Below are 13,202 nucleotides of genomic sequence, written 5' to 3' on the forward strand. Positions count from 1 at the left end.
AGCCCCCTTCCGTCACCACAACTTCTACAACGATGTAGAAACCATACAGCTCGTCTCCCGATCCCCACCGCACCGGTCGCCGAATGCACGGCCGCTTCGGGCCGAGACACGCGGGGTGGGAAAGGTGAGTCGGAGCGGGGCGGGTAACGGAGAATGTCGGGGTGCTTCCAGATGACGATTACCTGTTGAAGATCGGCCGACTGACCTATTCCGTGACGCTCGTCGAGGGGCTTGTGCTGTCCGAACTTTCCCGCCTGACCGGCCTGCCGCCCGGCTTGCGGGCGCGCAAGTTGGCCGGGCGTTCGGCCGGGGCGATCGGCAAGGCGCTCCAGGATCCGGGCAACATCGGCCACGTCACCGAACCCGCCGTGCGCGAGTGGTTGCGGGTGGCGGGCGAGGAACTCGCGGCGGTGGCCCGGCTGAGCCAAGCGCTGCTGCACGCGCGCCCCGCCGAGGCCGGCGAGGAACCGCGCCTGCATCGGTGGCCGGTCGAGGCGGGGGAGAGCTTCGACATCACCCACGAGTGGCTGGACACCGCGCAGTCGACCGTCGACGACGCGATCCGCCAGGTCGACCGCTCCCGCGTACCGAGTCGGGTCTGACCCGACGACCGCTCCCCGACTTCCCGGCCGGCGGACCCGGCCCCGAGCCACCCGCCGGCCCTTGAGCGCGACCCCACGCCACCACCCACGCGGCGCCCCGGGGCCCGTTTCCGATCGCCGCCCCGACTCGCGCGATGCGCGGCGCGGGTGGGGCCGGGTGCCTTCGGCTCGGGGGCGCGGGGGTGGCGGGGGTGGAGGCCGGCGCGGCTTTGCGGTGGCCGACGGCCGCAGGTTACGCCGCCCCGGGGCCCGCTTCCGATCGCCGTCCCGACATGCGCGGCGCGGGGGGCCGGGTGCCTCCGGCCCGGGTGTGGGGGTGTGGCGCCGGTTCAGGCCGCCACCGGTGCCGCCGATCCCGCCAGCCGTTCGGTCGCGCGAGCGATACGCGCCGACGCGAGCCCGTCCCCGTACGGGCTGTCCGTCTCGGCCAACCGAGCCAGCCGCTTCCCGGAGTCGGCCAGCCACGACCGCGCCGTGTCGCCCAACTCCGGACCGGGCCGGACCAGCACCGCGAAGCCCGCGTCGATCGCCTCCGGACGCTCGGTGGAGCGACGCACCACCAGCAGCGGCCGGCCCAGCACCGTGCACTCCTCCTGGATGCCGCCCGAGTCGGAGACCAGCAGCGCGGCATGCCGGGCCAGCGCCAGGAACTCGCCGTAGCCCACCGGCTCGACGGCGGTGATCCGGCCGAGCAGCGCGGCCAGGCCGAACCGGTCGACGGCGGCGCGGGTACGCGGATGCATCGGGAACAGCACCGGCGTGCCGGCCCGGGCGATGGCGTCGAGCTCGGTCAGCACGGCCCGCAGCGCCTCGGCGGTGTCGGTGTTCTCGGGGCGGTGCACGGTGGCCAGGACGTAGCCGTCGGGCCGCAGACCGTACCCGGCCAGCAGCGCGGCCCGCGCGGCCCGCGCGGGAAGTCGGCGCCGGACCACCTCGACCACGGTGTTGCCGGTGATCTCGATGCGGCTCTCGTCGACCGACTCGGCGCGCAGGTTGGCCGCGTTGGTGGCGGTGGCGGCGCACAGGACGTCGGCGACGTGGTCGACCATGACCCGGTTGTGCTCCTCGGGCATCGCCCGGTCGAAGCTGCGCAGCCCGGCCTCGACGTGGACGAGCGGGATGTCGCGGGCGTTGGCCGCCAGCGCGCCGGCGAGGGTGGCGTTGGTGTCGCCCTGGACGATCACCGCGACCGGCCGCCGCTCGGCGAAGGCGTCGTCGAGCTGGTCCAGCGAGTGGGCGATCTGCCCGGCGCGCGGACGCCCGCCGACACCGGTCAGCAGTTCGGGGCGGGGCAGGTCCAGATCGCGCAGGAAACGCCCGGACATCGCCTCGTCCCAGTGCTGGCCGGTGTGCACCAGCCGGGCGGCGGGGCCGAGTTCGTGGATCAGCGGGGCGAGCTTGACCAGTTCGGGGCGGGTGCCGAGGACGACGGCGACACTGGCGGCGGGCAGGCGGGGCACGTTCACGTACGAATCTCCGAGCCGGGGAGCGGGGGTGGCGAGGGGGTCGGGGTCAGGCTTCGAGCGCGGTGGGTACGCCCGCGAGTTCGACCTCGGCATTGCGCCGGGTCTTGGCCCAACCGTTGCGGCCGCGCGCGAGCCGGATCGCGGCCCGGGTGGCGACCACGAACAGGTGGTAGGTGTACAGCCACATCAGGACGCCCCACCCCAGTCCGGTGAGCCATCCGCGGTCGGCGTGCACCTGTTTGCGATAGGCCAGACCCCACGCCACCATCGGTACCGCGGCAAGGACGAACGCGGCGGCCATCACCGGCCCGAAGCGGAACTGGAAGTCGGCCGTCTCGTCGGGGAACACGATCAGCCCCACCCCGGTGATCGCCAGCGACAGCGGCGTGAGCAGCACGAGCAGGACACACACCAGCGGCTGGAGGAAGGTGTAGAGCACCTCGGCCTTGCCCGACCAGCGGTAGTGCGGGGACGCCAGCACCCGCCGCGTGTAGCGCAGGCACTGGAGGTTGCCCTGGGCCCAGCGGGTGCGCTGGGCCAGGAAGCGGCGGGAGGAGGGCAGTCCCTCCTGGGAGACCTGCGCCTCGGCGACGTGGGTGAGCCGCCAGCCGGCCAGACGCAGTTCGAGGCCGGATTCGTAGTCCTCGAGCAGCGCGCGCTCGGGCCACGGCCGACCGTCGTCGCCGGCGAGCGAGTCGAGGGCGCTGAGCCGGACGAACTGACCGTTGCCGCCCAGTCCGACACTGCCGGTACGCCGGCGCAGCAGTTGCATGCCGGTGTTGTTGGCGCGGAACTCGATGTCCTGCATGCGGACCAGGAGCCGGGCCCGGGCGTTGGCGAACCGGCCGCGCTCGGGCAGCGGACGCGGGTCGTCGACGTTGCGCATGCGTACGCCGATCTGTACGGCGCCGGTGTCGGGGCGGCCCATCGCCTTGTCGGTGCAGACCATCGCGAGGGCGCCGGGGTCGAGCCGGCCGTCGGCGTCGATCACGCCGACGATCATCCGCGCGGGATCCGCGTCGGCGGGGAGCCGGGCGCGGATCTCGCGGTAGGCGGCGTTGAGCGCGGCGCCCTTGCCGATGCGGGCGTCCGGGCGCCGGCGGCGGACCAGGTGCACCCGCTCGTCGTGTTCGGCGGCGGCCAGGACCAGTTCGGCGGTGCGGTCGTCGCTGTGGTCGTCGACGATCCACAGGTGCGCGTGCGGGGCGGCGCGACGCAGGCCGGCGAGGGTCTGCGCGACCACGGCCTCCTCGTCGCGGCAGGGGACGACCAGGTGCCATTCGAAGGCGGTCGGGTCGCCGGGATCGGCCGGCCGGTTGTGCCGGAAGGCGTGCCGGGTGCCGGCCCAATAGACGAGGAAGCGGCCGAACACCAACAGCATGTAGACGAGCAGGCCGAGGGACAGCGCGGTGGCCGCCCAGAGAATGCCGGTCTGGTGGGCCAGGACGTACTCACGCACAGCGCCGGGGATGAAACTACCTCCAGTTCGAATCCAAGGCACATGTGCTCACGTGGTTGTCATTCGGTGCACAAAACGCCTCACGCACCATCGAATCTAAGGCAAATTCGGACAATTTCCAACCCGAAAGCCACGTGGCGCGCCTCACCTCGACCGATCCACGGGCGCCGGCACCCGCCCGACACGCGTGCCGACGCCCTCCAACGCCCCCCGACACACCAACCCTCGCCGCGCGCCCGGAGACAGGGGAACGGCCGCCCGACGGGTTAGTTTCGTCCCATGAGACGACCCGTCGGGTCCGGTTCACATCCCCTGGTTCGGCGTGATGCGGCGGCGCCTCCGCGTCTCGGCCCGACCGGGGCACGGGCGGAGTGGGCGGAGCCCGGGGAGCGACGGCGGATCCTCGGATGGACCCTCGCCTGCGCGTGCTCGATCGCCGTGTATCTGTATGTGCGACACCTCAGCCACCCGTCCATGGTCGACCTCGTCGTCTACCGCGCCGAGGGGCTGGCGGTGCGCGAGGGGCTCGACCTGTACGGCCCGCTGAACACCCCGCACGGCCTCGCCGCCACCTATCCGCCGTTCGCCGCGCTGCTGTTCGTGCCGTTCACCTACCTGCCGCTGCGGGTGCTGCTCGGGGTCGGCGTCGCGGTGAACCTGCTGCTCGTCGCGGTCGTGGTGCGTTTGTCGATGCGGCTGGTGGATCCCGGGGGGCGGCTGGGGCCGGCGGTGGTGCCGGCGGCCACGACGTTCGCCATCTGGTTCGAGCCGGTGTTCACGACCATGCGGTACGGGCAGGTCAATCTCGCCGTGGCGGCCATGGTCCTGTGGGACTTCACCCGGCCGCGCGGGGCTGCGCTGCGCGGGGTGGTGCTCGGAATCGCGACCGGGATCAAGGTCACCCCGGCGGTGTTCGTCGTGTACCTCCTGCTCACCGGTCGGCGTCGCGAGGCGGGCACGGCGCTGGCGACGGCGGCGGCGACCGTGGCCTTGTCGGCGATGGTGCTGCCGGCGGCCACCCGACGATTCTGGACCGACCTGGTCTTCGATCCGGATCGGGTCGGGCGGCTGGAGAACGCCGCGAACCAGTCGATCCGCGGCCTGCTCACCCGGCTCGCCGGCACCCGCGACCTCGACCTCGGCTGGACCGCGGGAATCGTCGTGCCGAGCCTGATCGGCCTGTGCTGCACGCTGATCGCGTACCGGCGGCGCGGGGACGCTTGGGGCCTGCCCGCGTGCGCGGTGACCGGGTTGCTGGCCAGTCCGATCTCGTGGACCCACCACTGGGTGTGGTGCGTACCCATCGCCCTGCTGCTGTGGACCACCCTGCACGGCCCGCACACCCGGGCGCACACCGCGCTGTTCGCCGGTCTCCTGGTCTTCCCGAGCTTCCTGGTCTGGTCGGTGCCGCACCTGCCCGGCCAGGAGTGGCACATGACGGATCTCGAACTGCTCCGCTCGTCCTGCTACGTGGCGTACGGCCTGGCCTTCGCACTGGTGGCGGCCCGCCCGAGCCGGGTACGACCGACGCGCGCACCGCGCCCCGCGGCCGAGTCGACTGCCCGGATCCGGCAATGACCCGCACGTGGGACAAGCCCTATGTGTTGCGCCTGGACTGCAATCGCGCCGCCTCGACCACGCTCGACGACTCGTCATGGTTGCCGGAGCGGGTGTCGGCGGCTGGGGGCGCATTAGGGTGGCGTCATGGTGAAGCGTGGGCCGTATGGGAAGGGTGAGGCCAAGCGGCGGGAGATTCTTCGGGTTGCGTTGGAGGTCTTTGCCGAGGAGGGGTATCGGGGGACCTCGCTGCGCAAGGTGGCGGCGCGGTGTGATCTGAGTCTGCCGGGGTTGATGCACTACTTCGCGTCCAAGGAAGACCTGTTGACGCAGGTGCTTCGGGCTCGGGACGAGGAGAACGGGCGGCTCTGGAACGAGTACGAGGGGCCCGATCCGCATCTGGAGATCGTGCGTGCGGGGGCGCGGGCGGCCGGGTTGATCGAGTTGTTCGTGTCGATGGCGGCGGCCGGCAGCGATCCGGAGCATCCGGCGCACGTGTTCTTCGCCGAGCGTTATCCGCGGGTGCGCGGGCAGATCCGGGAGTTCTTGGCCCGGCAGGCGCGCAACGGCGTGATCGAGAGCACGATTCCGCCGGAGCGGCTGGCGGCGCTGGTGCTCGCGGTGGCCGACGGCATCCAGTTGCAGTGGCTCAACGACCGTTCGGTGGACATGGAGCAGGCGCTCGAGGACCTGTTGGAACTGATCGCGCCGCCACGCCCCGAATAGCCCGCGCGTCTGGGGCAGGGGTGGGCGGAGAGCCCACGGGGAAGGGGCCCGCCGCCCACCCGACTCGCCGCCCTCAGCCGACGGGGGCGGCCACGCGGTCGGCGAGTTCCGCGAGTTGGTCGTGGGGGATGATGCCGCCGGCGAAGTCGGCGATCACCTCCAGCGGGACGCCCTGCGCGGCGCGCAGCAACATCGGGTCGTCCGCCAGGCGTGCCGCGATCGCGTGCTCGGTCGCGGCCAGGCATTCCAGGAGCAGCGGGCCGCCGACGGGGTGGGCCAGCCATTCGCCGAGCGTGCTGCGCAGGTCCAGGCCGGTGCGCGAGGAGTCCTCGACGTCGACCTCGACGGTCAGGCGCACGTCCCGTGAGGACGCCGCGGCCTCGATCCGGTAGGTGCCGCCCTCCACCCGCCAACCGTCCTCGCGCACGCTGTAGTAGGCGAGGTCGGTCCGGGCGAAGGACACCACCACCTCGCGGCTCTCGCCCGCCTCCAGCCGCACCGAGGCGAAGCCGCGCAACTCGCGGACCGGACGCTCCACTCGGGACCCCGCCGGCGCGGCCGAGTAGATCTGTACGACCTCGCGCCCGGCCCGGTCGCCGATGTTGGTCACGGTGACCCGGACGGTGAACTCGGCACCCTCGGCGGTGCTCTCCACGCGCAGGTCGCCGTAGTCGAACGTGGTGTAGGACAGGCCGTGCCCGAACGGGAAGGCGACCTCGCGGCGGGCGGCGTCGTAACCCCGGTAGCCGACGAAGATGCCCTCGGCGTAGCGCACATGGCCCTCGGAGCCGGGGAAGGACAGGAAGCTCGGCGCGTCCTCCAGGCGCAGCGGCACGGTCTCGGCGAGCTTGCCGGAGGGGTTGACCGCGCCGAACAGCACCCGGGCGAGGGCGCCGCCGCCGGCCTGTCCGAGCAGGAAGCCCTCGACCAGCGCGGGCACCCGGTCGTGCCAGGGGGCCGTGCGCACCACGCCGCCGTTGGACAGCACCACCACCACCTGCGGATTGACCGTCAAAACCCGGTCGAGCAACGCGAGTTGGTCTGCGGGCAGGTCGATGTGCTCGCGGTCGAAGCCCTCCGATTCGTCCTGGCGGGCCAGGCCGAGGAAGAGTACGACGGTGTCGCTCGCGGCGGCCACGCGCACCGCCTCGTCGGCCAACACGGCCGGATCGGCGTCGGGTTCGGGACCGTCCGGCAGCGGGTATCCGGCGGCGAACTCGACCCGGGCGCCGTCGGCCAGCGCGCGCAGCCGGTCCAGCGGTACGTCCACCCGGGTCGGCGTCACCTGGGAGCTGCCGCCGCCCTGGAAGCGCGGGGTGCGGGCCAGTTCGCCGAGCACCGCGATACGGCCCGCGGTCGGGTCCAGGGGCAGCAGGCCGCCGTCGTTGCGCAGCAACACCACGCAGTTGTCGGCGGCTTCGCCGGCGAGGCGGTGGTGGTCGTCGTAGGGCGCGGTCGAGCCGTCGCCGGCCGGCCGGGCACCCCGGTGGGCGAAGCGGATCAGCCGGGCGACCGAGCGGTCCAGTACGGCCTCGTCCAACTCGCCGGAGTCGACCGCGGCGACCACCTCGCGGTCGGTGCGGCCGCCGGTCGGGGGCATTTCCAGGTCGAGGCCGGCGCGCAGCGCGGCGACCCGGTCGCGGACCGCTCCCCAGTCGGACATCACCAGGCCCTCGTAGCCCCACTCGGCGCGCAGGATGTCGGTGAGCAGCCGGGTGTTCTCGGACAGGGTCACGCCGTTGACGCCGTTGTACGCGCACATCACCGCCCACGGATCGTCGTCGCGGACGATGCGTTCGAAGGCGCGCAGGTAGATCTCGCGCAGCGGGCGCTCGTCGATGTCCGCGCTGACCCGCATACGTTCGGTTTCCTGGTTGTTGGCCGCGTAGTGCTTCAGGGTGGCTCCGACACCGGCGTCCTGGAGGCCGCGCACCATCGCGCCGCCGAGCGCGGCGGAGTGGACGGGATCCTCGGAGAAGTACTCGAAGTTGCGTCCGCACAGCGGCGATCGTTTGATGTTGATGCCGGGTCCCAGCAGTACCCCGATGCCGTGCGCGGCGGCCTCGACGGCGATCGCGCCGGCGACGCGGTGGGCGAGTTCGACGTCCCAGCTGCTGCCCAGGGCGACGGCGGGCGGGTAGCACGTCGCGGGGGCGGCGGGGCGCAGGTCGAGCTGTCCGTTCTGCGGGTCCTCGCTCTGGAGCCGCAGTCCGTGCGGGCCGTCGGACATGGTGACCGACGGGATGCCGGCCGCGTCGAGCCCCTTGGTGGTCATCTGTCCCGCACCGCTGGTCAGCGCGGCCTTGTCGGCGAGGGTGAGGTCGTGCTCCACCAGGCGACTCCGATCGATGGCTCCGTGGGCGGGCCGGGGAGGGCACCGCCCGGTTCGAAAACCATAAGGTGATCGGTTTTCATGGTCAAGGGTGCCCGAAAAGGGCGTCGGAATCCGCGTCCGACAAACGGCGACGACGCAACCGGGACCGGTCCCGTCGTCGGGACCGGTCCCGGGAACCGCCCTTCTCGGTGGCGCCGTTCCTCGGCATCGGCCGGTGGCGCTATTCCTCGGTGACGCGGACCGCGCCGGAGGGGCACAGGTCGGCCGCCTGGCGGGCGGCGCGGTGGGCGCGGGGTTCGGGGTGCGGCGTCAGTACGGTGACGAGGCCGTCGTCGTCCTGGTCGAAGAGTTCGGGTGCGGTCAACGCGCACAGGCCCGCGCCGACGCAGACATTCCGGTCGCCGCTCACCCGCAGCGCGACCCGTTCCGGGGCGGTCACCAGGTCACCGGGAGTTCGTTGACGCCCTGGATCGAGGCACCCGGCCGCAGTTTCAGGTCCTCGACCGGGACGGCGAGCCGCAGCGTCGGCACCCGGTCGAACAACGCGGCGATGACCACTTCGAGTTCGAGGCGGGCCAGGTTCTGGCCGAGGCACTGATGGATGCCGTAGCCGAAGGCGAGATGGTGGCGCGCCGAGCGCCGGATGTCGAAGGTGTCCGGATCCTCGAAGACCGAACCGTCCCGGTTGACGATGGAGTTGGCCACGATCACGCCGTCGCCCGCGCGGATCAGTTGTCCGTCGATCTCGATGTCGGCGACGGCCACGCGCCCGCCCGCGATGTCGGCGATGGCGAGGTAGCGCAACAACTCCTCGACCGCGCCCGGGATCAGGGTGGGATCGGCGCGCAGGGCGGCGTGTTGCTCGGGATGTTCGAGGAGGGTGATCACGCCGAGCGAGGTCATCGACGCGGTGGTCTCATGGCCGGCCACGAGCAACAGGACGGCCGTGTCCACCAGTTCGTCGCGGTCGAGCGCGCCCTTCGCCACGTACTCGGTCACCATGTGGGACAGCAGGCCCGGACCGGGGTCTTGTTCGAATCGGGCGATCAGTCCGCCGAGGTAGTCCTCCAGCAGGTCGCGCGCGGCCACCGCCTCCGGCCCGTCCACGGCCTGGAGTATGCGCCTGCTCGCGTCCTGGAACAGGTCGTGATCGGCGTACGGGACGCCGAGCAACTCGCAGATCACCATGGAGGGAACGGGTAAGGACAGCCGGGTGACCAGGTCGGCCGGCGGACCGTCGGCGATCAGGTCGTCGATCGCGGCATGCACGATCCGCTCCACGTCCGGGCGCATGTCCTTGATCCGCCGGACGGTGAACTCGCTGATGGTCATCCGCCGGCGCGGTCCGTGTTCGGGCGGGTCCAAGGCGAGGAAGCCCGGCTTGCGGTTGCGCAGCGCGTACAGCCGGGGTGAGGTCAGGGGGAAGTCGGGGTTCGCGCGATTCGAGGACAGCCGGGGGTCGGCCAATAGGGCGCGGGCCGCCTCGTACCGGGTCACCACCCACGCCGGGCGGCCGTCGTACAGGGTCACTCGACGCAGCGAACTCGACGCGTCGCGCAGCGCGTTGTAGGAGTCCGGCAGTCGGTAGGGACAGGTGCGGTCGCTCGGGAAGGCGGGGGCCTCGTCGGGGCCGGCCCCGGCCGGGAAGGTCGAGGATTCGTCGGTGGGGAAGGTCGCAGCGGTCTCGGTCATCGATCCCCTCGCAGCCTTGATCCGATAGAGAACGAGTGGTTCTCTGCTTGGAGGCTAGGCTCATCCCACAGAGAACACAACGATCTCTCGATAACTTTGAGGAGTCGACCTGTCACCGAATGTCGGTCCGGTGGTCGGGGTGACCGTCGACCACCGCAAGGGACCACGACGCCGCGGCGAGGAACTGGAGAACGCCATCCTGGCGGCGACGCTGGCCGAACTGATGGACGTCGGCTACGCCGGACTGACCATGGAGCGGGTGGCCGCCCGCGCTCGCACGGGCAAGGCCGCGCTCTATCGGCGCTGGTCCAGTCGTGCGGAACTGGCCATGGACGCCTGCAAGTTGATCGGGGCGGGCGAGAGCGAAGCGCCCGACACCGGGGCGCTGCGCTCGGACATGATCGCGCTGTTGCGGGAGATGGCGGCCAAGATGGCCGGTCCGCTCGGCGGCATCCTGCGCGGACTGCTCGCCGAGACCACGCACGACCCCGAACTCGCGCGCCTGCTTCGGGAACGCATGCATACGGTCGGCCCGGAGCGGACCCGGCGCGTGCTCGAACGCGCCGTCGAGCGGGGCGAGATCGACCCCGGGGTGCCGACCTCGCGCCGCGCGGCCGTGGCCACCGACCTGCTGCGCAACGAATTCCTGCTGTTCGGGGCGCCGATCGCGGACGAGGTCGTGATCGACATCGTGGACGAGGTCTATCTGCCCCTGGTGCGGATGCGTTCGGTTCCGGCGATCGGGCCCGAGTCGGGGGAGTGAGGGCGGGCGACCGGCGCATCGTGTTCGTCGCCCCCGGGCGGCCCGGGACCGGCGGCGTCCGCGTCTACACCGTCTCCACCGACGGCGCGGCGCTCCCGGGCGTTGCCCTGAGCCTGCTCACCTCGTTCGCCGGGTGGGGAACCCGCGGGATCCGAACGGGACTCGTCCCGGCCCGAACACGCGCGCCCCGGACCCGGAACGGCCATTACCCGCAGGGAATTGTCGGCCCCGCACGCGGAGCGGAGGATTGTCGTCATGGCCGCCGCGCCGGCGGACCGCAAACTCCCACCACCCCCCAGAGGTTCGCCATGTCCGAATTCAAGTCGACGGCCGAGGTCATCGCGCAGTTCAACGACGCGTTCACGAAGCACGACCCGACGCTGATCGAGGGTCTGGTCGGCGAGGGTTGTGTGATGGTCACGGTCCAGCCCGCCCCGGACGGGACCCGTTACGAGGGGCTGGAGGCGTGCGAGACCTTCTGGAAGGAGTTGGCGGCCGACCCGAACGTCGCCTTCCAACCGGAGGAGGTCTACGTCTTCGACGACCGCGCGGTGATCAAGTGGCGGGTGACGTTCACCCCGGGCGAGGTGAACGAGGTGTTCGGCGAGTCGCACGCCGGGTCCACCACCGTGGCGGGCGTCAACCTCATGCAGGTGCGCGACGGGCGCATCGTCGAGGGGCTGGGGTACAGCAAGACGCCGTGACCTCGGGGCCGCGTGCGTCGGGACCCGGTGACCCCGTGGTCGTCGCGACGCGGCCCGTGGCGGGCCCGGCACGGGGCGGGTCCGCCACGGGAGGCCGTCGACCCCGGGCGAACGGGGTCGACGGCGTGCGACGCCCGCCCGGCACAATTCCGGTATGACTCCCACCGCGCCGCACTATCTGACCCCGGCCGAGACGGCCGAGCGCTCCGGCTTCAGCCTGGACACCCTGCGCTACTACGAACGCATCGGCCTGCTCTCCGACGTGGGCCGCGCACCCAGCGGGCATCGCCGGTTCACCGAGCAGGACCTGCAATGGCTCGGCATCCTGCGCTGCCTGCGGGACACCGGGATGCCGATCGCGGACATGCGCCGCTACGCCGAACTGGCCCGCACCGGCGACCGGGAGTCGCTGACCGAGCGCATCGCCCTCCTGGAACGGCACGACGCCTCGGTGGAGGAGCAGATCGCGCTGCTGCGGGCGCAGCAGGGACACCTGCGGGGCAAGATCGACTACTACCGGTCGGTGCTGCCGGACTGAGCCCGCGCCGGTGGGCCCGGCCGGGTCGTGTGTGCTTCCGGCGGACGACGGATGACCGTGCGGCGTTCGATGGTGGAACGTTCCGTGTCGACAGCGCCGAAACCGGGCGCGACGATGTGCTCTCCCGATATGGATGTACGGGCACGGGCACGGGTACCGGAGCACTCCGGCCCGTCCGGACGCCGGGACAGGAGAGGGTCACCAACCATGACCGACACCGCCACCGACTCCGACAACTTCGACAACTTCGACGGTGACCGGTTGCCGCCGACCGTCGCCGCCGACCACCAGACGACGCTCCTGGAGTACCGCCGCGCCCGCGGCCGACAGCATGTCCGCGATTGGTACGCCGGTCTGCGGATCAAGAAGTTTCCCGAGGACCTGCGCGTGTTCGAGCACGTGCTGTGGTCCTCGCGGACCCAGGTGGTGGTGGAGCTGGGCACCCATCTGGGTGGCTCGACCCTGTGGTTCCGCGACCGACTGCGCACCCTGGTCGGCTACGGCCGCGTCCCCGAGGCGATCCGGGTGATCTCGGTCGACCTGGACCAGTCGCGCGCGGCGGCGCTGCTCGGCAGCGCCGATCCGCACTTCGCGCGCGACATCACCCTCGTCGCGGGCGACGTCACCGACCCGGGGCTCGCCGAACGGGTCGAGCGACTGATCCCGTCGGGCGCGCGCTGCCTGGTCGTCGAGGACACCCTGCACGAGTACGCCACGACCGCCGCCGCGCTGCGCAACTTCGCCCATCTGGTGCCCGACGGCGGCTACTTCGTCGTCGAGGACGGCATCGTGGACGACCCCGACCTGTGCCCGCCCGACATGCCGGGCGGTGTGGTTCCGGCGATCACCGATTGGCTGGCCGGCGACCAGGGCAGCGCCTTCGCCACCCGCCGCGACCTGGAGCTCTACGGCGTCACCAGCCACCCGCACGGCTGGCTGCAACGGGTCCGGTGCCGCCCGGCACCGTAACGGCGGGCCGAGCCGGGCTCAGTGGGTGTAGAGGTACACCAGGCCGCCGGGGCCGTCGGAGCAGAAGAAGCTCGGCCCCCAGAGGTTGTAGCCCGCCACGCCGGCCGCGTGACACTGGGCCGTCGTGTAGTAGACACCACTCACGTGGAATTCGCCGGCGGCGGAGGCACTGGTCGCGGCGGCGAGCGGAACAAGCGTTGCGACGGTGGCGGCGGCGAGCAGTCCGATGCGCTTCTTCACGTGCCAACTCCTTTTCATCGGGGCGACATTCGATTTCGGCGGATGTCGTCGGAGGTGGTGCGATGCCGCTCGGATGCTACCGGCGGAGTATTGAAGAGGTCTAGGCCAATGTCCGGATAGGTCTATGCCAATTCCCCGCCACGGGCCGGTC

At 71.8% G+C, this 13,202-nt stretch carries 13 protein-coding genes; 7 read left to right on the forward strand and 6 right to left on the reverse strand.

What is annotated here, in order from left to right:
• Positions 1-161 precede the first annotated feature (161 nt).
• Positions 162-602, forward strand: a complete 441-nt coding sequence (locus tag B4N89_RS35270) for a hypothetical protein (RefSeq protein WP_143658195.1) — start codon at positions 162-164, stop codon at positions 600-602.
• A 329-nt stretch (positions 603-931) separates the two neighbouring features.
• On the opposite strand, the gene wecB is transcribed toward B4N89_RS35270, so the two are convergent.
• Together wecB and B4N89_RS35280 are read right to left on the reverse strand one after the other, a co-directional pair.
• The gene (wecB, locus tag B4N89_RS35275) at positions 932-2,068 is read right to left on the reverse strand and encodes a non-hydrolyzing UDP-N-acetylglucosamine 2-epimerase (protein ID WP_235619094.1); all 1,137 of its coding nucleotides are present in this window, start codon (positions 2,066-2,068) and stop codon (positions 932-934) included.
• A gap of 46 nt (positions 2,069-2,114) precedes the next feature.
• Positions 2,115-3,527, reverse strand: coding sequence for a glycosyltransferase (locus B4N89_RS35280; RefSeq protein WP_235619095.1), 1,413 nt, complete (start codon positions 3,525-3,527; stop codon positions 2,115-2,117).
• A gap of 474 nt (positions 3,528-4,001) precedes the next feature.
• On the opposite strand from B4N89_RS35280, the gene B4N89_RS35285 reads away from it, so the two are divergent.
• Together B4N89_RS35285 and B4N89_RS35290 are read left to right on the forward strand one after the other, a co-directional pair.
• A complete protein-coding gene (locus tag B4N89_RS35285; protein WP_161500922.1) occupies positions 4,002-5,105 on the forward strand; it encodes a glycosyltransferase 87 family protein in 1,104 nt (367 codons plus the stop codon).
• 126 nt (positions 5,106-5,231) lie between these two features.
• Complete coding sequence (locus tag B4N89_RS35290; RefSeq protein WP_078980530.1) at positions 5,232-5,810, forward strand: TetR/AcrR family transcriptional regulator; 579 nt, start codon at positions 5,232-5,234, stop codon at positions 5,808-5,810.
• Positions 5,811-5,883: 73 nt separating this feature from the next.
• On the opposite strand, the gene B4N89_RS35295 is transcribed toward B4N89_RS35290, so the two are convergent.
• The 3 genes from B4N89_RS35295 to B4N89_RS35305 all read right to left on the reverse strand — a co-directional run bounded on the left by B4N89_RS35295 (position 5,884) and on the right by B4N89_RS35305 (position 9,837).
• A complete protein-coding gene (locus tag B4N89_RS35295; protein ID WP_414646447.1) occupies positions 5,884-8,142 on the reverse strand; it encodes a beta-glucosidase in 2,259 nt (752 codons plus the stop codon).
• Positions 8,143-8,365: 223 nt separating this feature from the next.
• The gene (locus B4N89_RS35300; protein ID WP_078980750.1) at positions 8,366-8,560 is read right to left on the reverse strand and encodes a ferredoxin; all 195 of its coding nucleotides are present in this window, start codon (positions 8,558-8,560) and stop codon (positions 8,366-8,368) included.
• Positions 8,561-8,580: 20 nt separating this feature from the next.
• Complete coding sequence (locus tag B4N89_RS35305; protein WP_078980531.1) at positions 8,581-9,837, reverse strand: cytochrome P450; 1,257 nt, start codon at positions 9,835-9,837, stop codon at positions 8,581-8,583.
• A gap of 139 nt (positions 9,838-9,976) precedes the next feature.
• Between B4N89_RS35305 and B4N89_RS35310 the strand changes: the two genes are divergently transcribed.
• From B4N89_RS35310 to B4N89_RS35325, 4 genes are all read left to right on the forward strand, one after another.
• Positions 9,977-10,600 carry a TetR/AcrR family transcriptional regulator gene (locus B4N89_RS35310; RefSeq protein WP_101897455.1) on the forward strand — a complete coding sequence of 208 codons (624 nt, stop codon included), beginning with the start codon at positions 9,977-9,979 and terminating at the stop codon, positions 10,598-10,600.
• A 308-nt stretch (positions 10,601-10,908) separates the two neighbouring features.
• On the forward strand, positions 10,909-11,304 hold the full coding sequence (locus tag B4N89_RS35315) for a nuclear transport factor 2 family protein (RefSeq protein ID WP_078980533.1): 396 nt from the start codon (positions 10,909-10,911) through the stop codon (positions 11,302-11,304).
• Positions 11,305-11,458: 154 nt separating this feature from the next.
• Positions 11,459-11,842 (forward strand): MerR family transcriptional regulator, encoded by a 384-nt coding sequence (locus tag B4N89_RS35320; RefSeq protein ID WP_078980534.1) that lies wholly within the window; start codon positions 11,459-11,461, stop codon positions 11,840-11,842.
• Between the two features lie 207 nt (positions 11,843-12,049).
• Positions 12,050-12,811, forward strand: coding sequence for a CmcI family methyltransferase (locus tag B4N89_RS35325; protein WP_161500923.1), 762 nt, complete (start codon positions 12,050-12,052; stop codon positions 12,809-12,811).
• Positions 12,812-12,829: 18 nt separating this feature from the next.
• Here B4N89_RS35325 and B4N89_RS35330 read toward each other — a convergent pair whose 3' ends face one another.
• Positions 12,830-13,051: a hypothetical protein gene (locus tag B4N89_RS35330; protein WP_078980536.1), complete on the reverse strand. Its 222-nt coding sequence runs from the start codon at positions 13,049-13,051 to the stop codon at positions 12,830-12,832.
• Between the last annotated feature and the right edge of the window lie 151 nt (positions 13,052-13,202).

It is taken from the genome of Embleya scabrispora (genome assembly GCF_002024165.1).
In the GTDB taxonomy this organism is placed as follows: Bacteria; Actinomycetota; Actinomycetes; order Streptomycetales; family Streptomycetaceae; genus Embleya; species Embleya scabrispora_A.